Source organism: Oceaniferula flava (assembly GCF_016811075.1).
Lineage (GTDB): Bacteria > Verrucomicrobiota > Verrucomicrobiia > Verrucomicrobiales > Akkermansiaceae > Oceaniferula > Oceaniferula flava.
On record NZ_JAFBGL010000008.1, the window covers coordinates 193,014 to 215,458 of the forward strand.

The 22,445-nt window shown below is 54.3% G+C and carries 20 protein-coding genes; 4 read left to right on the forward strand and 16 right to left on the reverse strand.

Annotation, left to right across the window (positions count from 1 at the left end):
* Nucleotides 1–43 precede the first annotated feature (43 nt).
* The 3 genes from JO972_RS12905 (at nt 44) to ruvC (ending at nt 3,457) form a co-directional block, all read left to right on the forward strand.
* The gene (locus JO972_RS12905; protein ID WP_309490479.1) at nt 44–1,606 is read left to right on the forward strand and encodes a hypothetical protein; all 1,563 of its coding nucleotides are present in this window, start codon (nt 44–46) and stop codon (nt 1,604–1,606) included.
* A gap of 59 nt (nt 1,607–1,665) precedes the next feature.
* The gene (locus tag JO972_RS12910; protein WP_309490480.1) at nt 1,666–2,874 is read left to right on the forward strand and encodes a DEAD/DEAH box helicase; all 1,209 of its coding nucleotides are present in this window, start codon (nt 1,666–1,668) and stop codon (nt 2,872–2,874) included.
* 79 nt (nt 2,875–2,953) lie between these two features.
* Nucleotides 2,954–3,457 carry a crossover junction endodeoxyribonuclease RuvC gene (ruvC, locus tag JO972_RS12915; protein ID WP_309490481.1) on the forward strand — a complete coding sequence of 168 codons (504 nt, stop codon included), beginning with the start codon at nt 2,954–2,956 and terminating at the stop codon, nt 3,455–3,457.
* On the opposite strand, the gene JO972_RS12920 is transcribed toward ruvC, so the two are convergent.
* Nucleotides 3,432–4,160, reverse strand: coding sequence for a class I SAM-dependent methyltransferase (locus JO972_RS12920; RefSeq protein WP_309490482.1), 729 nt, complete (start codon nt 4,158–4,160; stop codon nt 3,432–3,434). The genes ruvC and JO972_RS12920 overlap by 26 nt on opposite strands.
* 342 nt (nt 4,161–4,502) lie before the next feature.
* Here JO972_RS12920 and JO972_RS12925 point away from each other — a divergent pair, with 342 nt between their 5' ends.
* On the forward strand, nt 4,503–5,570 hold the full coding sequence (locus JO972_RS12925; RefSeq protein ID WP_309490483.1) for an acyltransferase family protein: 1,068 nt from the start codon (nt 4,503–4,505) through the stop codon (nt 5,568–5,570).
* Nucleotides 5,571–5,627: 57 nt separating this feature from the next.
* Here the strand turns inward: JO972_RS12925 and eno are convergent, their stop codons facing one another.
* The 15 genes from eno to JO972_RS13000 form a co-directional block, all read right to left on the reverse strand.
* Nucleotides 5,628–6,905, reverse strand: coding sequence for a phosphopyruvate hydratase (eno, locus tag JO972_RS12930; RefSeq protein ID WP_309490484.1), 1,278 nt, complete (start codon nt 6,903–6,905; stop codon nt 5,628–5,630).
* 101 nt (nt 6,906–7,006) lie between these two features.
* Nucleotides 7,007–8,845, reverse strand: coding sequence for a GreA/GreB family elongation factor (locus JO972_RS12935; RefSeq protein ID WP_309490485.1), 1,839 nt, complete (start codon nt 8,843–8,845; stop codon nt 7,007–7,009).
* A 253-nt stretch (nt 8,846–9,098) separates the two neighbouring features.
* Entirely contained in the window at nt 9,099–10,469 is a 1,371-nt protein-coding gene (locus JO972_RS12940; protein WP_425498316.1) for an alkaline phosphatase family protein, read from the reverse strand.
* 42 nt (nt 10,470–10,511) lie between these two features.
* The gene (locus tag JO972_RS12945) at nt 10,512–12,932 is read right to left on the reverse strand and encodes a secretin N-terminal domain-containing protein (RefSeq protein ID WP_309490487.1); all 2,421 of its coding nucleotides are present in this window, start codon (nt 12,930–12,932) and stop codon (nt 10,512–10,514) included.
* Nucleotides 12,933–13,000: 68 nt separating this feature from the next.
* Nucleotides 13,001–13,570 carry a hypothetical protein gene (locus JO972_RS12950; protein WP_309490488.1) on the reverse strand — a complete coding sequence of 190 codons (570 nt, stop codon included), beginning with the start codon at nt 13,568–13,570 and terminating at the stop codon, nt 13,001–13,003.
* Between the two features lie 88 nt (nt 13,571–13,658).
* Entirely contained in the window at nt 13,659–14,222 is a 564-nt protein-coding gene (locus tag JO972_RS12955) for a hypothetical protein (RefSeq protein WP_309490489.1), read from the reverse strand.
* Nucleotides 14,219–15,478 carry a hypothetical protein gene (locus tag JO972_RS12960; RefSeq protein ID WP_309490490.1) on the reverse strand — a complete coding sequence of 420 codons (1,260 nt, stop codon included), beginning with the start codon at nt 15,476–15,478 and terminating at the stop codon, nt 14,219–14,221. Before JO972_RS12960 ends, JO972_RS12955 begins: the two co-directional genes overlap by 4 nt.
* Before the next feature lie 83 nt (nt 15,479–15,561).
* On the reverse strand, nt 15,562–16,515 hold the full coding sequence (locus JO972_RS12965) for a type II secretion system minor pseudopilin (RefSeq protein ID WP_309490491.1): 954 nt from the start codon (nt 16,513–16,515) through the stop codon (nt 15,562–15,564).
* Nucleotides 16,516–16,545: 30 nt separating this feature from the next.
* The gene (locus JO972_RS12970) at nt 16,546–17,382 is read right to left on the reverse strand and encodes a PulJ/GspJ family protein (protein ID WP_309490492.1); all 837 of its coding nucleotides are present in this window, start codon (nt 17,380–17,382) and stop codon (nt 16,546–16,548) included.
* Entirely contained in the window at nt 17,379–17,711 is a 333-nt protein-coding gene (locus tag JO972_RS12975) for an SH3 domain-containing protein (RefSeq protein WP_309490493.1), read from the reverse strand. Before JO972_RS12975 ends, JO972_RS12970 begins: the two co-directional genes overlap by 4 nt.
* 131 nt (nt 17,712–17,842) lie before the next feature.
* Nucleotides 17,843–18,349 (reverse strand): hypothetical protein, encoded by a 507-nt coding sequence (locus JO972_RS12980; RefSeq protein WP_309490494.1) that lies wholly within the window; start codon nt 18,347–18,349, stop codon nt 17,843–17,845.
* A 56-nt stretch (nt 18,350–18,405) separates the two neighbouring features.
* A complete protein-coding gene (gene gspG / locus JO972_RS12985; RefSeq protein ID WP_309490495.1) occupies nt 18,406–18,858 on the reverse strand; it encodes a type II secretion system major pseudopilin GspG in 453 nt (150 codons plus the stop codon).
* Between the two features lie 194 nt (nt 18,859–19,052).
* Nucleotides 19,053–19,580: a hypothetical protein gene (locus tag JO972_RS12990; protein WP_309490496.1), complete on the reverse strand. Its 528-nt coding sequence runs from the start codon at nt 19,578–19,580 to the stop codon at nt 19,053–19,055.
* Between the two features lie 140 nt (nt 19,581–19,720).
* The gene (locus JO972_RS12995; protein WP_309490497.1) at nt 19,721–19,951 is read right to left on the reverse strand and encodes a hypothetical protein; all 231 of its coding nucleotides are present in this window, start codon (nt 19,949–19,951) and stop codon (nt 19,721–19,723) included.
* A gap of 582 nt (nt 19,952–20,533) precedes the next feature.
* On the reverse strand, nt 20,534–22,021 hold the full coding sequence (locus tag JO972_RS13000; RefSeq protein ID WP_309490498.1) for a sulfatase-like hydrolase/transferase: 1,488 nt from the start codon (nt 22,019–22,021) through the stop codon (nt 20,534–20,536).
* Nucleotides 22,022–22,445 lie beyond the last annotated feature (424 nt).

Sequence of the window (22,445 nt, forward strand, 5' to 3'; positions counted from 1 at the left end):
CCACTTTTCCCACCCACCCCTTTCTGCTTCGGCATCCCTCCCCGTGTCATTCGAGTCCATCACGCCCATCCCCAACGCATCCGATGATGCGCCAGCCCCGTCCGCCAGTCAGCCAGATCCGGCTAAGCAGCTGCAGGAATGGATCAGTCACGAAGACGCCGTGCTGCCATTCGCCGAAAAACCGGAACTGCCGTCGCTCCCAGCCGAGCCACAACCGAGCGCTAAGGCATCAAGCTCGAAGCCGGCCGAACTACCGGAACTTGCCTCGTTAGCCAGTCAGAAAGTGTTCAGCATGGACGGACTGGATGAGCTCTTGGCATCGGTCTACCCAGACAAAGCCGAGAATATTACTCGGGAGAAACGCCCTGAACAAGCTAAGGCCGCTGCAACCATCAAGGAATCACTCGGAACCAGCCCAATCCCCAAGCAAGCACCGTCGGCCGAGGGAAAAACGCGACCGACACGCACGAAATTACCTTCCATGGAACTGCCTAGTGCGGAGACATCGGCAAAGGGCCAGACGCCACCGCCTCGTCAGAAATCGAAACTCGCCGCCATGCCCAGCAGCAGCACACCGAATGTTTCTATCCCATTGGTCCGCGATCAACTTTTCCCACCCGTGGATGCCACTCCGGAATCCCCCCAAGCAAGTTCTCCAGAGCCTGCGGAAAATATTCTCAGCATGCCAACACCAGAAGCGGCATCAGACAAGCAGCCTCGCCCCCAAGCTACCGCTCCAGTGCCACAGATTCCAACCGAGGAAGAACAAGCACCTCCAATCTCTCAGGCTGAACAACCCAGCAATCGCATAGAGGAAATCACCGCCACTCAGCGCACGGATCCAGAAAATAATCCTTCAGCTCCTCCAATTCCTGCGGCAGAACCAGTAGCTCAACCCGAGAAACCTGCAGCCCAAGGAACGGTATCAGATCGCCCCGCTTATACCGATGCCGATCTCACGGAAGCCCTGCGCCCGATCATCGATCACAGCGTCGACAAATTCCTCTACACCCCGAGCCACGGGATCCACACCTACCTGGAGCCCATGCTTCGAAGCACCGTGCGCCGTGCGATCGCCGAGCAAATGGAAGATTCCAGCCCCTTCGAGAATGTCGCAGGCTGGGATAAACTGGCGTGGAAAATGCGAGCCCTCTTCAGCAGCCGAAGTTACGAGGACATCATCTTCGATCAGACCAAACGTTACCAAGTGGAAGAGGTCTTCCTGCTCCGCCGCCACACCCGCTCGATGGTTTCCTACGCGAGCAACGATCCGGCGAGACATTCCCATGCCGGCAAGGTGCAATCAACCGTGAAAAAGATCGCCTCCAAGTGCAGCGGCAGCCAGGCCCCCGGCGATGGCGAGAGCTGCATTAAGTGGGAAGAAAATCGCCATCTGATGATCCGCCGCGGACAACACTGCATCCTCACCGCCATCGTGCACGGCTCATCGAATGCCATTTTGCGCTCCGATCTCGACTACGCCCTGCGTCAGGCGGAAGAGCGTTTCGGCAAGGCTCTGGAGGAGGAAAACGATATTCATTTGCAAATCCTCCAACCACTCCTTGAAGGCTGCCTGCTAATCAAGGCGCCTGCCATCCCCAATTAAGCACAGTGAATCCCCGCATTAACCTTTACACTACGGGGATTTACAACTAATTCCGCTGCATGTCTTTTTCCGATCTCGGACTCTCCGAAGCCGTTCTCACCGCCATCACTGAATCTGGCTACGAGAACCCCACCCCTATTCAAGCCCAAGCCATCCCCCTGATCCTCAAGGGCAAGGATGTCATTGGTGCATCTCAGACCGGAACCGGCAAGACCGCCGCCTTCGCGCTGCCATCTCTTTCCCAAATCAAACCCATCGGCAAACCTCAGATCCTGGTTCTCGAACCTACTCGTGAACTCGCCCACCAGGTCGCCGAACAGTTCGAGCACTACGGCAAACACACCGGCTGCAAAGTCGCCCTCCTCTACGGCGGCATGGGCTACGGCAAACAGGACGAGCAGATGGCCCAGGCGGACATCGTTGTTGCCACTCCCGGCCGACTGGTCGATCACTTCTACCGCGCCACCATGCGTTTCGGTGAAGTGAAAATCCTGATCCTCGATGAAGTCGACCGCATGCTCGACATGGGATTCCTGCCAATCGTTCGGAAAATTGTCAGCCTCTGCCCATGGAATACCGAGGACAGCTCACGCCAGACGCTCTTCTTCTCCGCCACCATGCCCCCGGCCATCCAAGGCTTTGCCCAATGGTGCCTGCACGAGCCTGAGTCAGTGGAAATCGCCCGCACCTCCGTGCCGGACACCGTGAACCACGCCTTCTACCCGGTCTCGATGGATCAGCGTGATGAACTTCTGCTGGCATTGTTAGAACGCACCGATTTCCAATCCGTAATGATCTTCACTCGCACCCGCAAGGAGGCAGACACCGTTACCGGGATGATCAAAGGCACAGGCCACAAAGAAGTGGTCGCCATGCACTCGGACGTCAAACAATCGGATCGCCTCAAGGCTCTCGCCGGTTTCAAAGACGGCACCTATAACATTCTCGTCGCCACCGACGTCGCGGCCCGCGGCATCGATATTTCCACCGTCACCCACGTCATCAACTACCGCGTGCCGGAAAACTCGGAGGACTACGTGCACCGCATCGGCCGGACAGGTCGTGCCGAAGCCGAAGGCGACGCCTTCACCATCCTCACCGCCGACGAACTCGACTTCGCCGCATCCGTGGAGAACTTCATCGATAAGAAAATCGAACGCCGTAAGCTGGAAAACTTCGACTACGTTTACACTGCATTGTTAGACGATTCCCCGGCGAAGCCAGTGCGCAAAAAACGTCGCCCGGCACCACGCCGCCGCAGACGGTAACATGGACGGGCTTTCCAAGCTCTTCACCAACTCCCCCCAAGAGGTTTTACACCTCCGCTAGGTTCCACTCACTGAGGAAATGAGAGTCATCGCCATCGACCCTGCTATCCGGAACACCGGCTATGCAGTGTTAGAGGGCGATCACCAGAAGCAGCAGGTGCTGGACTTCGGCGTGATTCAAATCCCCGCTAAAGTTCCGCAATCTGCCGCCCTCGCTGCGATTCACGGCGGCATTGCCAATCTGATCACAAAGTGGCAACCGGATGAGACTGCCGTGGAAGGCATCATCTACGTCCAGTCTCACAAAACGGCCATCACCATGGGCGCCGCGCGCGCCGCTACCTTGATTGCCGCAGCCGAGACCGGTCTGAAGATTTACGAATACGCACCGCGCAAGGTCAAACAAGTCGTCACCGGTAACGGTTCGGCCGATAAACAACAGGTCGCCTTCATGATCCGCGCCCTGTTAGGCCTGGCAGAAACGCCACCACACGATGCGGCCGATGCCTTAGCGATCGGCATCGCCCATCTCACCGCCTCCGACCCCCTCAAAGCCGCTATTTTGAAACGTCAGCAGGTATAGTTCCGCTAGTGGAAAACAGCGAAACACCTAACAGAGAGTCGGCAGGCAACATCTTCAGGGAGACATCGTCACTGCCCTTAGCAAAAGCCTGCCATGTTTTGCGGCGGCAGTCTCCTGCTCCTACACAATTCAACAGCCATGCTCTAAAGTTGAGCTGCTCGGCGTAAAGATCGAACATGGAAACTCTGGTGCCTGGCTTGAGCGCTTGGAATAATTTCACGAGAAAACCCTGCCACTGAGACATGCAGTTCAATCCCATGGAAATCAACAGCCCGTCTGGTCGAATTGAGTGGATCAGGCTGCACAGTTTTTGAACATCCATGGGGTTGGAGAAATTCGCCTGCACAAATTGGATTTGATCGTCGGAGAAGGCCAATTCCCCACCTCTCTTGCGTGCACGCTTCAACATTCCGGCCGAGCCATCCACGGCATAGATCACGCCCGTCTCGCCGATGCGTTCTTTGATCGGGGCAAAGTCGAGTCCCGTGCCACAGAATAAGACCATGACACGCGTGCCGGGGGTCAGATGCAATCCGTCAATCGCCAGATGCCGTGCTTCGCGATAGAAATAATCCTGCGCAATGCCCCAGTCATAAATCGGAGCCAGTTGGTTGTAGCGAAGCGTTGCCGACATAGGGAAAGGAACTGGCTCACTGTGTTCAAAATACATCAGCAGATCAAGACCATGTTTCCGCTCAGCCACCGTCGAAAATCCAGCTCAGCCAACAAAAATTGGGGTAGGTGTCAGCTAGCCGATGACTAATCCCATCGACATCCCACCGCATCGCCGTAGAATAAAAAGCATCTGTCGCTTTCAAAGTTTTCACCATGAATGCGCCGGAAATCCGCAGCACCCAGCCACCCTAACAACTTAGCTTTCAGACACCACCCAAACTCTCCAGCAGCTGGCAGAATGACGACCTTGTTCTCAGCCGAGTGCCAACATGTTCATCCAGGTCCGTGGGATATCGTGAAAAAAAGCAAAGCCTGATCACTCTCAATGTTCTCACTCCGCTGGTCCCCTATTTCAGTTGCCGAAAGCAGCTTGCTCAGAGCTTTTGGCATACTGGCCATCTTAGCGCACAATTTCCTCCATTGGCTGGATGGCAACCCGGGGGAAAATGAATTCAACTTCCACGCCTCAAGGGGCGAAGATTTTCTAAGTGGTCTATCCAACTCGCCAGAGGATGCCGTTCGCTTGATCGCGAGTTTCTTCTTTCACTACGGTGTGCAGATATTCGTTTTTCTCAGTAGCTATGGACTGTGCAGAAAATACAGTGACCACATTCCTCGGTATTTCGGTTTCTGCAAACAACGGCTTCTGGCGCTGTATCCATCCATTCTGATCGCTGCGGCTGGATACCTCATTTACGAATCGATCCAGTTAGGTCCTGCCACCGTGTTTCAAACTCACGGCCTGCATTTACTGGGTCAGACCACGGGGCTCTCTACCTTTGTCGCAGACAATGTCTACCTCCCCATCGGCCCTTGGTGGTTTATTTCCCTCATTCTTCAAAGCTATCTGATCACACCGCCGCTAATCCGACTCGTGCGGAAAGCTCCACGCAAAGCTCCCATCTGCTTGATCACCTTGAGTCTAGTGCTTGAATACACCCTGGCCAAAAGCATGGAACACCATCTGGGAATCAACATTAATCACACGGTTCTGGGGCACCTTGATGTGTTGGCCTTAGGCATGATGTTTGCCTATCAACCGCCCAAAATCATACCGGCGTGGCTTAGCCTCAGTTGTCTTGCCGTGGTTGTGTTAGGGAACTTTGTCGCATGGCTTTGGCCGCTCACATTTATCGCCGTCACCATTTTGACCCTCGTGATTTTCAGAAATTTGCTCACGAGCATCGACGAAGGGTCGTGGCTTGGTCGAGCCCTCGCCCTCACCGGTCAGTTGTCACTCATGCTATTTCTAACCAATGGTTATCTGCGGCAGCCCTTGGTCAAGATCACCAATCATTACGACCACCCGCTCATCCACCTGGCTTTTCTGGCTCTGTTTTGCCTCTTCACCTTCTGCGTTTCCCTCCTGTTGAGTTGGATCCTGAAAAGGCTGCAAGCTGAGTATCGAAAACGCACCTCTCGACAGTCCGTCACATAAAAAAAGCCTCCGCCCAGGTGTGGGCGGAGGCTGGTAAATGATGTAGGCCGTAACGGCTTAGCCACCGTAGACAGCTTGCTCACCGAGGACTTCCTCGATGCGAAGCAGCTGGTTGTATTTGGCAATACGATCGGAGCGGCTCATGGAACCGGTCTTGATCTGGCCAGCATTAGTTGCCACAGCGATGTGGGCGATGGTGCTGTCCTCGGTCTCGCCGGAACGGTGGGAGATCACGGAGTTGTAGCCGTTCACTTTACCCAGCTCGATCGCGTCGAGAGTTTCGGTCAGGGTGCCGATTTGGTTCACCTTGATCAGGATAGAGTTGGCCACACCGAGATCGATTCCTTTTTGCAGGAAATCCACGTTGGTGACAAAGAGATCGTCGCCGACGAGCTGAACGGTGTCGCCCACCTTGTCGGTGAGGACTTTCCAGCCATCCCAATCGTTTTCATCACAGCCATCTTCAATGGAGTCGATCGGGTATTTCTCGCAGAGTTCGGCGAGGTAGGCAGCTTGCTCTTCGGAGTTGCGCTTGGCACCACCTTCGCCTTCGAACTTGGCGTAGTTGTAAACACCGTCTTCGAAGAACTCGGAGGAAGCACAGTCGAGCGCGTAGGTGATGTCCTCACCCACTTTGTAACCCGCTTTCTCAACGGCCAAGCCGATGGTGTCGAGGGCATCTTCGGTGCCTTCGAAAGTAGGAGCAAATCCACCTTCGTCACCAACTGCCGTGCTGAGACCACGATCGTGAAGGACTTTCTTCAGATTGTGGAAGACCTCGGCACCCATGCGGATGGCTTCTTTGAAGCTTGGTGCGCCAACAGGACGGATCATGAACTCCTGGAATGCGATTGGAGCATCGGAGTGAGAGCCACCATTGATGATGTTCATCATCGGCACAGGAAGCACCTTGGAGTTAGGGCCGCCGAGGTATTTGTAAAGTGGCAGACCAGCTGCAGCTGCGGAAGCGCGGGCACATGCGAGGGAAACGCCGAGGATGGCATTAGCTCCGAGGTTGCGCTTGTTAGGGGTGCCATCGAGATCGATCATGGTGCGATCGATGACTGTCTGTTGAGTGGCATCCTGGCCGATGAGAGCCGGAGCGATCTGCTCGTTGACGTTGGCAACAGCTTTGAGCACACCTTTTCCAAGGTAGCGCTTTGGATCTTCGTCGCGAAGTTCGCAGGCTTCGTGCTCGCCAGTGGAGGCGCCGGATGGCACGGCTGCGCGGCCGAAGGCACCACCCTCGAGGGTGACGTCTACTTCAACGGTGGGATTACCGCGGGAATCAATGATCTCGCGGCCGATGATGCTTTTAATACTAGTATCTGACATATGGATTGTTAGTTGATGAGTTTTGATGATGGCTTGGACGGCAGTCGGCACACTAAGATATGCCGAGCTGCGCTGTCCGAGTGGGTTTCCCGGTTAAGGTGTTACCCTTTGTTGTAGGCTTCAATGCTGACCACTGTCAGCTTGCGGTTTTTCTCGGTCTCGAGATCGCGCACGTCCAGAACGTCGCCAGGTTTCGCCCCGATCAGCGTCATGCCGACATCGGACAGGTAGGAAACGATGTTCTCTTCCGCGATGGAGTCCCAAGCGCCGAGGATGGTGTATTTAACCGGATTGCCGGCGTCGTCTTCCATGTTGACGATGGTGCCAATGTTGACTTCCGAGGTATCGACATTTTTGAAGTCGGTGGCTTGCACGTGGCGCAGCTCTTTTTCCATCTGGGCCTTACGGCGCATGAGCACCGCCTGCATGTCCTTCGCAGCCTTGTATTCGAAGTTCTCACGAAGGTCACCGTATGAACGGGCAACGGAGATCTCCTTGGTGTTTTCAGGGATACGGACTTTGACGATTTCATCGAGTTCCTTCTTGCGGCGCTCGATGCTCTCGCGTGAGGAAGTTACGCCTTCAATTTTCTTCTCAAACTCACCGGTGACAAGATCTTGGGTCTCTGGGCGGGCTTTGATCACGCGAGCCATGAGCGACTTGCGGTCGAGGTCGGTAAACACGGGGCTCTGATAGAGCTTCCGACCGAACTGGCGGGCTTCCGCTTCATCAGCATCAGCCAGAATATCGGCGATCAGTGTTTTATCGCTCATCAGCATGGTGCGCAGACGCACACTCTTACTTGGACCATCGGCGACGTGGTCGCGGTCGAGCAGGTTGAGAATTGAGTTTCCAGTTTCGAAAGTGAACACCTGGGCAGCGGACTTTTCACGCTCGCGGCAGATCCAGATCAAAGCGTCAGGTCCGAGGCTACGGTTAGCGATGGATTTCGCCAGGTGATCACTGAAGATCTCGTCCTGACCATTTTCCAACATGTAGCGGGCGATTTCGGTCACCCCACGGGAGCCCACTTCATCGAACACCTTGAGCATTTCTTCCTGCCAGACGTCACCGAAGGCTTCAGGGAAGCTTTCGAAAATCTTGCGTTGAGTGGCAGCGGAACGTCCTTTCAAACTTCCCACCAGACGGTCGTGCTCGGTAGTCAATACATTGGCCAAGCGGAGATCGCTGTCGGCCAACTCCAGAGAATCGAAGTGCTGGACGATTTCGTCACGGGCAACGAGGAACTCCAACACGGTGCTGAGGTGCAGCTTGCGGCCGGATTGGCAAAACTTGTTCAGAGAGTCGATCAGTCCGGTGAGCTCTGTGCCGCCTTCTTCGAAGACGGCGAGGTTCTTGCGGATGTTCTCGAGTGCTTTGATCTTCACCTTGGGGTCACGCGTTTCGGTGAACTCGACCAAGAGAGTGTCGGCTGGGCTGAGCGAGTCGCCGCGCAGAACCAGAGGATCGGTGCGTTTGCTGGGGACGGAGAAGATGTGGCTTTCGCGGAGTGCCTTCTTGGCTTTTTCCCACCACTTTTTGTAGCCTTCTTCAGGAACCACGCTACCGCAAAGTTCGCGGTCGAGTTGATCCAGCATCATGCTGCCGTCGTGACTTTCAAGGGTGCGTTTCACCAGCTCGACAGGGTCATTATCCACCATGGCGCGCAACTCCCCGATATTATCGAGCTTGCGGGCGCTGAAGTGATCCTCTTCGAGGGGTTCGGTCTTCTGGATGGCAAATTGCAGTGCCATTTCCTGAGACGACTGCTTTTCAAAATCGATGACGACCTTGCCTGATGACAGGTCCCAACTTTCAACTTTTCCTGCGCCCCATGTTTTATGGGAGCAAAATTTTCCAGGGGCGATTTCTGATAATCGTTCCCCGACGGCTTGCGGGATTCGTCCCGCCTCGACAAGCTTCGCTACGTCTGGATGCATGTGGAGAGCATGAAAAAATCAAAGCCAAATAGCAACCCTATTCTCTGATTCTCTCACCGCAAGCTCTTTTCTACAGCTGGATAGAGCCATTGCTGGACCGCTACTGAACCAGTCATAGCCGGCGGCTAATGACCGTGATCAACCTGACCAAAGCTAAGCACTTAGGTGTCAGCGGGTCACAGGCTTCAGCACGGTAAAAACACTTCTACATCGCGTGAACTTGGGCCGATTCACATCGCCGAGATGAACGTGATCAGGGCCGTTCTTTTTTTACAATCTGGCAAATGGCCTCGAAGACCGCCTCTGATGAAGTGACCGATTCAGCTCCTTTTCCGATAAAAATCGGCTGCTCGGATTCCGGCACCCGGTCTCGACCGTGTGAGCCTTTGACCAGACTGGCGTCCAGAGGGATAACATCCAGTAGCGCTCGTAGACCCAACTTTTTCTTCAGCAAAAAGCCAGCAATCTTGACCTTGGGCAGCGGGATCTTGGGATCGATGAACAGCTCCACCGGATCATAACCCGGCTTGCGGTGGATATCGATACAACGGGCAAAATCCGGGGCCACGGCATCATCTTCCCAGTAGTAGTATGTGAACCAGGCATTGGCTTCAGAGACAGCGATGAAGTCCCCCGCTCTCTCGGTGGCCACGCCATCGGCCCACGACTCGGATGCCACCCGAACCTCCTCGACGCCCTCGGTCTGCTCCACCAAAGTGCGCACTTCCTCGCGGATCGAAGGGTCGTTGACGTAAATGTGAGCCACTTGGTGATCCGCCACGGCAAAGGCCCGGCAGCCCCCGCAATCGAGCGTTTCCAGCCCCAGCTCGTTCTTCACCTGAATCCATCCGCGCTTGCGGAACTCGCGGTTGAGGTGGATGGCGCGATCGACCTTGGAGATCCCATACTCAGAGAGCAGCACGACTTCGATGTCGCGTTGTTGATAGAAATCGATCAGATCACCGACCACGGCATCGATGGCTTGCAGCTCAGGGATCACCTCGGGTGCGCCGGGGCCGTATTGTTGCAGACAGTAATCGAGATGTGGCAGATAGACGAGGTTCAACGTCGGTTGCTGTTTGGTCTCGATCCATTTCGTCGACTCGGCGATCCACTGTGACGACTTGATGCCAGCGGCGGGCCCCCAGAATGCCGGGAATGGAAAGTCACCAAGGTCACTTTTCAGCGCCTCACGCATCTCCATCGGCTGAGTGTGGACATCGAAGACCTTGCGTCCGTCGGCCGGATACATCGGGCGCGGCGTCACCGACCAATCGGCGGATGAATACATGTTATACCACCAGAACATCTTGGCGCAGGTGAAGCCCGGAAGCTCGCGGCGCAAGCAATCCCAGATTTTCTCGCCATGGACGATGTGATTGCTCTGTTTCCAGAATTTGACCTCCGCAGCCTCCCGATCATACCAACCGTTGGCCACGATGCCGTGGCCACTGGCAGTTTTTCCTGTGAGGTAGTCCGACTGTGCGGTGCAAGTGACCGCAGGAAAAGCCGGAGTGAAAGAACGAACCGGCATCGTACCAGCAAAGGCAGAGATGGCCGGTGTGTGTTCCCCAATGAGACCCTGAGTCAGGCCGACGACATTGATTACTGCTGTGCGCTGCATAGCTGGGAGGTTCGCGGAACTGAGGCTCCGCATTCCTGTGTTCTAACGACGAGTAGGATAGCGAATACCAGGACGAGTGCTAGCACTCGGCACGCTGCTCTTAGCGCTTGAATCCTTCACCGCTTCAGCAGTGCTTGGTTTCTGCGGCAGCACGCCATCGGCAAACTTACGGGTCGAAGAAGAGTTGCTGTAACGCTGTTCCATATCGTGCTGGGCGTCCTGCTGCGAAGCCTCGCCATTGATTATTTTCGGCTGAATGAAGATCAGCAACTCGCGACGTTCAATTTCGTCATTATCGCGGCGGAACAGACGTCCGAGTCCAGGGATGCTACTGAGGATTGGCACGCCGGTGCGGGTGTTGGTTTCCGTCTCGGTCACCAAACCTCCGAGCACGACCGTGGAATTGTTTCTCACCGTCACGGTGGTCGCGATCGATTCGGTCACGATGGTTGGGATCTCATTTTCATCAATTACTTGCACCCCTTGGGTATCTTCGTTGAGTAGAGAAATACGTAGGGTCACCTCGTCATCGGAGTTGATCAGTGGCACCACTTCGAAGCGCAACAGCACGTCGCGATATTCGATGTTAGTGCTCTGGGTAGTGCCGGTGGTGGCACCACTGGTGAAGGTATTGGTCGGCACGGCGATGCGGCGACCCGAGGAAATAATCGCTCTGCGGTTATTGGAGGTGTAAACGGTTGGTCGAGACAGCACCTTGAAGTCCGAGCGGGTTTCCAGGGCTCTGATCACGCCGGTGAGGTTCTTCACACTGCCGTAAATGTTCAGGCCGTTGGCGCTGGCGGTATTCAGCCCGGAGATCGAGGTCAGTGAATCGAGACCAAAGAGGTCGCCAATACCACTGTCCGAGTTCCCGGCAATGCCGTCGCCGGTGCCGTCGCCATTGGCCACACCGCCAAAGCTAACACCCACATCCTTGCCTGTGCCGAGGCTAACTTGGCCAAAGACGGTGGAGATCATCACCTGTTGTGGACGACCATCGAGTTTATCGATCAATTCTGAAACGATGCGGATACTTTCCGGCGGACCTTGCACCAGAATGCTGTTGGCCAAGTTATCAGCCACTAAGAGAGTCTTGCCGACAACACGTGATTCTGGCACGTCGCTGACGTCGAACTCTTCCACGGAATCCGTGCTGGTGCCGGAGCCAGTCTGGCCGCCGGTGTTACCCGTTTGCGTCTGACGGTTGTTGGCTTGCTGACCACCGCCTGCACCACCTTGTTGGGCAGAGCCACCACCGATCGCACCACCCACCGAGGCGAGCGCATTTTCGGCAACGTCGAGGAAGTCACGAGCCAGCATGAAGCGCAGACGGCGTTTGATGAAGTTGTTCCGGTTAGGTGGAGCATCGAAGGCACGAGCCAAGCTTTCAACGAACACGATATCGACCGGACGGCCCATGATGAAAATCTTATTGAGTCGGGCATTTGCCACGATCTGCACGGGGATGTCTTCACCGGCGGCGGTGGCACCAGACGATGCGGCACCGGTGTTTGCGGCAGCAGCGTTGTTGGTATTGCGGCTTGGCGTCGGCGGAGTCTGGGCATTGCCCCGGTTTCCGGTAGTCACACCCGCAGTGGTTTTCCGCTGCTGCTGGGAGTTCATGATCTCATTGAGCGATGCGGCGACCTCTTCGGCGTCGGCATACTCCATGTTCACCCAAGTGGTGCTAACGTTACCGGCGGCCACATCAATGTATTGCTTCTGATTGATCAACTTGCGGATGAACGATGACTTACCGGTGACGATCACCGCGGATGCATTCGGCACGGGGGCGATTTTAGCGCCTGGCCCCAGACCGTGAATGCTCTGGGTGAATGTTCTCACAGCCTCCTCCGGCTTGATGAAATTGAGCTTCATGAAATACGAAACGTAGGCATCACCTTGAGGGATTTCCGCAGGATCATCGATCATGATTTCGGTGTCCTCAGGTGCGTTCGGGCCGGTGCCTTGCGCTTTAGGCAAGAGCTTCACCTCGTTGACGCCACTGGGCACAAAGGCGAATCCTTCCATGTTCAACACCTTGTCTAACAACTCGGCTGCCTCCTTATTGGTCAGCGGTCCACGCTGGTAGAAGCGGATTTCCAGATTCTGGGTGGCGGAGCTGAGCAGCACGCGCTTACCGGTGTATTTGGTATATTCATCGGCCACGTCCTGATCATCCCAGTTGCTACCATCAATCACGCCACCGGCAGCGACGGCAAGATCATTGGGGTTGACCTTTTTGTTGAACCCGAGGGCTTGCACGTTCTTGTTAGCAGCGGGAGCGGCGGCACCCGGAGCAGATCGACGGGCTGGAATCGGTGGTGTGGCCGCAGGTGTGGCCGTAGGGGCAGGAGCGCCTCCTCTTCTTGGTGCTGCTGGGGCATCTGGTTGTGCGGGTGCTTGGGCCAGGACCAAAGCACTCGTCGATAGAGTCATGACAGCTGATAAGAGAAATTTCATAATGATAGGAATGATTGGGACGGTGTGACCGGTGGTGTAGAAAGGATGAGTGTAGGATGGCGTGCGATTTAGCGACCTCGATTACGAGGCACGGAGCGAACGCGGGGTTTGTTATTGGAGCTGCTATTTGAACTGGAGCGGCCGGAAACAGGTGGCTGCGCGGTGCCAGATTTACCCGCAGTGCTCGTCTTGGATTTAGAAGTTTTTGCCACTGTGGCAGGACGCACTTTGATCAGGTTTTGGTCATAGGTGATCCATGCTGTCTGGCTACCTTTGCGGATCTGCACCCGTGAGTTCTCGTTATTGGCTACGTCCTGTTCCACCTTCTCAATCTTCCAATCGGCATTTTTGAAACCGGGGATGAGGCGCACGCGATTTTTGCGATCCTTTTTATTGATCAAGGTGACGGAATAGCCGTTGCTGCCAGGCCGAATGCTGCCCAGCATCCAATCGCGCTCCAGGGGCGACTCAGTTTTGGTGGCCTCAATGGTAGGTTTGATGGTAAAAGGAGAGTTCGTCCACAACTTGGAGTAGCGCATCAAACTCGGCTTTTTCGGTGGATCCGCAGACACCGAAGTCACCGTGACAAGGACGATGGCGATCAGCGCCCGGGAGATATGGATGGGGGGAAAACGCATAGAGAAAAAAGTTAGATAATGGCAATTAACGACGGGAGTCTATCGAAATAATAACGGGGCTGGCAGGAAAATTTGTGTAATACAGGCTTTAATTCTGAGTGACATCATTACCTAGCCCATCGTCCGTAGCGGGAGCAAACCACTGGGTCACCTCCAACTCACAATCGACTCTTGTGGCATCGTCCCGTTGGGGAGAAATACGCAACATCGTGACGGATCGGCTTTTGTCCGGGTTCTGCAGTTCGGTCAGCCAGCGCAACAGCTCGGCATCGCGGGCGTTCACCAATACGCGGACTTGGGCGATGCGATAAGCACCGGTCGGTTCAAGTTCCTCGCGCACCGGAACGGGTGGCTTTTTCAGTGTCAGATTGTTGCGTTGAGCGGTCTGCTGCACATAAGTAACCAGATCAGCACGCACAGAGGCATGGGTGCCTGGCTGCGGAGCATGATCAAGAAGCCAGTCGATCTCGTTCTGGCGTTCACCAGCTTCGTCAAGTTGCTTGTTTTTCAGTGCCAGTTCTTTTTCGCCCTTCATCAGCTCCATTTGCTTCTTCTGCCTCGCTGTGGTGAAGGAGGTGAATAGGAAAACGTTGACGATGAGGAAGGCCGCACCGAAGAGGATGAAAATTAGTTTTTTCTCGCGATCATTCATTGTTCCATCTCACTTCCTTCTAAAATCCCCTCGAAGGTGAACTTCCAGCGGTTGGTTTTGGCATCGGCACCGATGTTTGGTGCTTTCCAGTCGTATTCGCCCAGACTGCGTTTCAGTTTTTCGCCAAAGGCACTGGCTTGTTTGATTTCTGTTGATTCCCCGCTGATATAAACACGCTCGGGAGTGGCTTCGAAGACCTTGAAGCGAAGGTCCTTGATTTGATTCGGTGGAATGAGTTCAGAGCTACGCATGAGCGCATTGAGTGGCCAGTGCCGATCGTCCACCATCGCGGAAAGATCTTCCCAATCTTGGTAGAACAGACCGATATCGCCATGCATCAGGTTGATTTGGGCGAGTTCTTTTTGCTGTGCTTTCAGCTGCTTATTGAGATCAATGTATTGCAGTGCGAAGTAGCCAACCAAGCCGAGGTAGACCAGCGCCACGGCGCCGATGATTAGGTTGCGTTTTTGCCGTTCTGCCTGCAGTCGCTGTTCAGCACGCACATCGGCGGGCACTAGCTGGCTGATTTTTTCCGGCAGAAGCGGTTGTGGTTTCGGCTCGGAAGAGATTTCCGCGCCCAGCGCCTTACCCAGATCGCGAACCGCTTGATCCGATGGGTCGGCCGGACTGCCGGTGGTCCACACGGTAGCGTGATCGGTATGCAGTGTGACACCCTGCAAGCTTAATTGTGAAAGAGCCAAACGGATATCGCGGACCGCATCATTACCGAGTTGACTACCGGCCAGCGACTGAAAATAGGTGAGGTGCCCATTTGAAGAAATGGCAAAGACCCATCGGCCCAACTCGCGCCACAGGGTGACCCCATTGGCAGGCAGTGGGAAAAATCGGGGTGAGAGATCGAACAAGCCGGGTGCGCTTGGTGGCATGGTCCCCTCCTCCGGTGCGGCTAGCACCACATTGAGCAGGGTCGTTTGCCCCTCTTCCTGGCCTGCGTTAAAGACATCGGTGAGTCGGCCAGCCTCGACATCCGGGCGCACGCCGATTTTTTCCAAATGCATAGCAGCGAGGTCCTCGAACATGGCCTCGTCCTCGGTCTGCACCTTGAAGGGCACGGCCAAGGCCTGGCGCACAGGGAATGCCATGATCAATCGACCTTTGGGGATGTTTTCCAGCTCCGCCGCTTCCGCCGGTCCATCCGCCAGCGTCTGCCGGAAACCTTGCTCGCGCGTGCCTTGCCAGATTTCCCAGCCATCAGGCCCGGGTATCAGAAGTGTGTTATCAGTTTTTTTGCTCAAGGGAAAGTAATGTCGTTGGTTGGTCTTTGCTTCGCAAGCCCCGCGTCCGTTAAACAACGCTTCCGGGCTAAAGTTTTATTTATCTACGGTAATATTTCTTCTTTTCTCTCCAAGATGGCTGGCTGGGCAGTCCGACTGCGGATAATCAGGGTGATTCGCCGCTTAACGGTGCCTGCACGACCGTCGCTCACGATGCGTGTCGTGGTATCGCTCACGGTAACTCTCGGGTTCACCGTTTGTTGCTGGAACTCGGATACACCGAGCATGACCAGGGCCTCATCGAGAGTTTGAAATTTCTGATCGTCCTCGGTGTCGCGCTCGAGATCGGGACCGAGGATGTGATCGACAAAATCCTCCGCATCATCAATGGAAACTTCCACCGCCGAGGAAATCAACTCCGCCGGGGCTTCATTCAGATCAAGTTTGCCATTGCTCCAAATGGTGAACCAGTTCCGCCAGTTCGGCTGCAATGACTCCAGCTGGTCCATTCCCTTCACCAGACGCATTTCATCGAGATTGTAAAAGGGGCGGTTAAAAGGGTGATTGGGGCGGCCCTGGTCTTCATACCAGTCGACTTCGGCGCCATTCAGCTCGGCCAGGTCCCCCTCGTCAATCCAGTCGGTCAAGTTATCAATCAATGCCTGCGCATCCTGTAAGTCCATTCCCCAATCAGTGAAGATGTCCGTCAGCAGCTGCTTGTCCTGTCGCATCAACAGCACATTGATATTAAAACGAGCAGCCTCAGAGGTAATCCGGGCCGAAAAGGATATATCCTGTTCTTCATCATACCAGTCGAGGATGGGATCCCCTTTTTCCACCGCTGGGTTGACTGCCACCGCAATCCCCCGCTCGGCCACCTGCAGCGCCTCGAAGCCATTCAGCTGAGATGCCGCCACATCTGAATCGTAATACACCACACGCACGGCGGCAAAAACAGCCAAGGCTAATACCGCCATGATCCAGAACACCGCCACCAAGGCGCTCCCGCTCGAGCAACGAGTGGGACGTGTGTGATTCTGTGGGGTGTGGATATCCATGATAAAAATTTGAGTTTGGAATCAGGCTGCTTAATTTCCGCGGTCACCACGGCCGCCGCCTTCACCGCGGCCGCCTCCCTCACCTCGTCCGCCACCTTCGCCACGGCCGCCTCCGCCGCCGCCACCAGTGTCGCCGCCACCCACATCGATGCCGTTGGAAAGGTCAGGACCGGCAGGGTTCTGCTGGATAATTTGGCGCATGATCACTTCAGGATTTTCCTTCGGAACCACCCAGAATGTTTGCTGCACGATGTCGGATGTGGGTGTGAATCGACAGTAAAACTTCACTTGCAGTGGCTGCTGACCACTGTTGTCCCAGAAAGTATCGGCCTCCATCGTGCTGCCGTCGACCACCTCGCAATCACACATCCACATGTCTTCAATCAAGGTGATTTCAGCAAAGGGTTCGGCGTCGTCATCGCCTGTGGACGTGCTGTCCTCGAGGATTTTGACATCGTAAAAACGAAGCACGACATCGATGAAACCATCGCGCTGCTCAACGGTCGACAGCTCGATCGCCTCAGCGGTCATCGGCACGTCGCCCCAGTTGAATGACATCGGCACATTTTGAAAGGTCAGGGTGAACAAGGTCCGGTCCCTCGCCTCGTAGCTTTCCAAATTGATCACCGCATTGCCTGGAATTTGTTCGAAGTGGTTCTTCAACAAATTGAAAAAGGCATTTTGCTCCATCATCTCATTCTGTGTCTCCACCACCGATTGACTGAGCTTCATCGACGACTGGGCCACGCGGAAAATCATGCCCACAAGCATCCCCATCAGCCCGAGCGCAATCACGATTTCCAGCAAAGTGAAACCACCACGCTGCAAGCGCTTGCTCGTCGCATTCTGTCGTCTAACAATCATCATTGCATATACAAATTTGCATACCGCCAGGTCTCGGCGGTTTGCTGCTGCCACTCCCCGTCGGCAAACCAGTAAAAGGTCACCCGGATGCGATACATATCTTGGAGGAGCTGACCGTCCTCGTTTTCCATCTCCATCAGCTCGATCACCGTTTCGATGTCACCGCGTAAAAAGGGCAACTGCTCAGCGCCGTCACCGGTGATGTCCATGAGGTCCACTGTGGTTTCCCCCTCTTCCAAAGTGGGATTACTCAGCGCGTCGATCATGGCACTCTTCAGCACCCGTTGAATCCGCATTTCATCCTGAATGCTGCTGGCCGTTCGGCTTGTCATGCTGAGAGCCTTGACCAGCGAAACGGAAACCGCCGCGAACAATCCCATCGCGATCACAATCTCGAGTAGCACATAGCCACTGCGACATGCGGATCTCCCCAAAGGGGGCAACGAGACTGAACCACGCACCTTCATTCTTTTTCAATGCTCATTTCCTCATCGCGCACTCCTGCGGTGAGTGGGTTCAACTCCTGCATCAGCCAACTTTTTCCGACCGTGCAACGAACGCTGATCGGCTCGACCAAACCGACCGGATCAAGAGTCAGCACCACGGTGCGATCTCCCTGAATTTCCACCCATTCGTCAGACATCCATCGCTTGATCTCAAGCTTGACGTTTTCATCGGTTTCTTCGCTGGCGACCACATCTTCAAATTCTTCGCGTGGACTCTCGTCATCGATGCTATCTTCAAAATAGACCTCGTCGCTCTGGCTGTGGAGCGGCTTGAATGAGACACTTTCCTCGCTGATTGTCAGCTGGTAAGGTCGCTGTTGCCGGACCGCAATGTTGCGCGCTCTTTTGGCCATGATCTCGATATCGCTGGCCGAGCGCCGAAGCTGTTCTTCGGTCTCGACCGTGGTGACACTTAAGGTCAGCCACGTCACCAGCACGGCAATCATGCCAAGCACAAACACCATTTCCAAAAGGGTGAAGCCACCTGCGTGACTCCCCCTCGAATGTCCACGGAACCGGATCATTCCTGGTTGGACAGGTCGTCTTCAGTTCCCTCGAGACCGTCTTTGCCCACGCTGATCAGCTCAGGACGTGAACGATCTTTGCTGCCTGGGAACTTGTAGATATACTCGTTGTTCCATGGGTCACTGGGAACCTCGTCCATGATCTGGATCCAACGTCTCGGACGTGGTGCATTGGTTGGTTTTTCCACCAAGGCATTCAGCCCTTGCTGCTCGGAAGGATAATGACCGGCGTTGGTCTTATACGATTGCAGGGCATTTTCGATGGAGGAAAAATCGCCCCCCACCACAGTCACCGCACCACTGTCGGAAATACGTTTCATGGTGAAAATAGCGCCGCCCATGATCATGGCGATGATGCCCAGCACGATCACCATTTCCAGCAGGGTAAATCCTGAAGGAAGGAGGCGTTGTGGAGAGTTGGATTGGATACGTTGTGTCGTCGTTTTCATAGTTGGTGGTAAAAATTATCTCAAATGCGGGAACCCTGATGTTCGGGTGGCGCAAATCTAACCTTATTCCCTACTAGATTAAACGCCGATTCTTGGAAAAGTTGTCTGATTTTTTCGTCTAATTTGCCCTAGCTCTCACGATCCATGCCTCAGAACCCACAGAGCGCTGACCGTGAGTCGGTTAATCGACCTGATTAGTAAGCAACCGCCCCTACGATCGGCTTTTTTCCGCTTAATTTGGTTCTGAAAACATCCATTCCTCCATCGTTGGCAATCACCGCACCGGCACCCAGCACGGGCGATCGCGAGCTGACACGGTAACCGCGAAGCTCTTTCAAGGTCGTCAGGTCAATATCCGAGCCCGCCCTGCCAGGATTTCGAAAGCGCGGGTTCTCCGCCATCGGGTTTTTGTCCGGCGGATGGGGCTCGATGCCGTAGTAAAGGTTGTTGTTGTAACGCGTATTGATCCCCTTGCGCCCGCCTTTCCCCCAGCTTGCTTCGTCCTCGAAGTTGGAAATATTGTTTTCAAACAATGTATTGATCGGAGTGCGCCCCTCGGGAAACACACTGACTTTCAATCCCTTCCGCGTGTAGTGGGGGGTATTGTAAATGTGAATATTTTCCGCCTCTTTGCACGAATCGAACCCGCAGAAGTAGAGTCCTTCTTTCCCGTTCTGGCTGATGTTGTAGCGGATGACGACGTTACGGTTGGGCTTTTTCATGATCCCGCAAAACCACATGTTATCGTGACTGTAATGATACTGAATGAAGGTGTTCACGCAGTTGTAATCGGCACCGAAACCGCCGCGGTCTTTGCCGCCCTTGCCCACATTGCCCTAGGCTTCGTTGTATTGAATTTTGATCACGTCGATGCTGAAACAAAAATACTGTGTCCGGTGTCGCATCGGTTGCTGTTGGCCAGCGTATTGTCTTCGTAAATGGCATCCTTACTGCAGCGAGCAATGATGCTATTCCGACCCGTTTGATCAAGGTAGTTCCCCGCCACGTAGACATTGGTCCACAAATACTCCGTCTTGGTTTCGCCCTTCAAGAACTTCACCACAGAACTCGACGAGGTATTGCCAATGCCCACGCCACCAACATTGACAATGCGGTTCTTAGTAATCCGGAGATCATCGAATCGACTTTTTTTTTCAGCTTTTTGATGTGCACATGAATGCCGCCACGGAGCTTTCCGGCGACTTTTCCATTCACATCGTGGATGTAACAATCACCGATATAGACGTGACGGTATACTTTTTCCTCCCCATGCACTAAAACCTAGATACCGAATAACGTCTCTTGATCCTTATCCCTGCCGTCCGTGTTGGTGATCTCGAGACTACTCACTTCCCAATACGAAGAATCTTCCAAAAACAAGCCTGCGAGGTGCTTCCCCCTGGCGTGGATTTTCGGACGAGGACCACTGCCATAGCTCCTGATACGGATCTCCGCATTTTCGTCGCCATTGCCTTTTCGGAGCCAACATCCCCGAGAAACTCATCCCCCACTTAAGCAGAATGGCTTCGCTAGAAATCAAGCGGATCTTATTGATGGCGTCAAAGGCGCGTTGGGAACGCGATACGGAAGTCCCTCGCCTAAAGTTCCTTGGGCACGAGCAACTCAATCAAAGCCTGTAACGTGATGGGGGCCAGGCTTCACTCTAATTGGGGCGTTAATATTTGTAGTCAGCTCCGTCTCGACTAAGCTGGCAGCTTTTCTCGATCTCAATCAAACGTTTTCCCAACTCCTTGACTTTTTCCGGCATTTTCTTCGCCAGGTCATTCTTTTCGTAAGGATCTTTGCTGAGGTCATACAGCCTGACGCGGCCGTTGGCTTTGGCCTCTTTCATCAGCTTGAAGTCGCCGTGAATGATGCTTTTCCCATCGATCCCCTTGACCAACCTACGGTAGCCGAAAAATAAATCCTTCTCGCGCTGTTTCACTTTCCCCTCGATCACCGGCATCAGATCGATGCCATCAATCGGACGCTTATCCTTGGAAGGAAAAGAGAACCCTGCGAGTTCGGCGATCGTCGGAAAAAAATCGATCGTTGCACAACGCACCGACGTTTGGCTGTTAGGGCGAATTTTTCCCGGCCATTCGACACAAGCGGGAACCAAAACGCCCCCCTCATACATCTGATGTTTGTGCCCCTTGAACGGACCCGCGGATGCGACGCCCTTCTTGGTCATAGTGTCAGCCGGACCATTGTCGCTACAGAAAAAGATGATGGTGTCTTTTTCCAAACCCAACTCCCTCAAGCGCTTTCTTAAGCGACCAATCTGATCGTCCATCGCGGTGATACAGCCGTAATAATTCTGCTTGGTCTTCCCGTGTTGGCTATACATCTTCTTATACGCCACCCCTGCAACCACCGGTTCATGCGGTGTATGGAACCAGATCGTGGCAAAAAAAGCTTCGTCTTGATTTGCTTCAATAAATGGAATGACGCGATCCATGATGACCCTGCTATCGTCGCCAGAAATGTTTTCCTTCACTTCCTTACCATTTTGAACATAGGGAAAACCACCTTTCCACGCTTCACCTTCGGTCGCTCCCCATTTCGTCCAACCTTCCGGGGTAACACCAGGGTCCCAGGTAGGAACGGCACTTGTTGTCGCAAAATATTCGTCATAGCCGTGGTGCGATGGCGGCGAGTAATAACCACGCGAACTGACCTCTTCGGGCTTCACCCACCCGATATGCCACTTGCCAAAAAACCCCGTCGCATACCCCTTCTTCTTGAGAGCTTCGGCGATCGTGACCTCCCCGACCCGCATGCCTCCCGTGTGGGCAGCCAAAATACCGAAACGAAAAGGATATCGCCCAGTCAAACAACTGCCACGAGTGGGAGAGCAAAGTGGTGAGGCAGCATAGAATCGATCGAACTTCGCCCCTGAGGCTGCCATGTCATCCAGATTGGGCGTTTTGACATCCTTGTTGCCATTAAACCCGACATCTCCCCACCCCTGATCGTCACTCATGATCATGATCACGTTCGGCGTTTTCGCCTCGGTGATCCCCGCTCCGAAGGTGATCAATGCAGTACAAACTAACAGTGTTTTGGCGCCAAGTGCCCCCACCTGTTTCACCGGCCTACACGCATGCTTAGAACCCCACAAACAGCGCAATACGAACTTCTCTCTCATTGATTTAGCCATGATCTAACCAAACTAATTTTCTCTAAGTCCATGACAAGCCAAACCCATGGCATGAGTCGACAAAATCATCTCCATATGAAATTACTGCAAGCATCGTCACCTGCACGCTTACGAAGCCCAGTAGTTAGAATCACTAAAAGAACTCTTTCGATTTCGCCACCTAGCCAACATTCGTCCGATCATCCCGCTCCCCGGTGAGCAAGAAGCCTCGCCGGTCTGCTAATCTATTCGGTTAAAGGTCAATTAACGGGCAAAAGGGCCCGGTTATGTTCAACTCTCCATTGAGCATTTGTGACTGAATTCATCCTAACTCTCGCGCATTTGTGGCTGAATTCAGCGCGAGTTTCCAAGTTATGGTGCATTCCAACACATCGCTGTGTCAGACCGGCATGCGTTGTATACCATGTCAGGCTGTATGGCATGT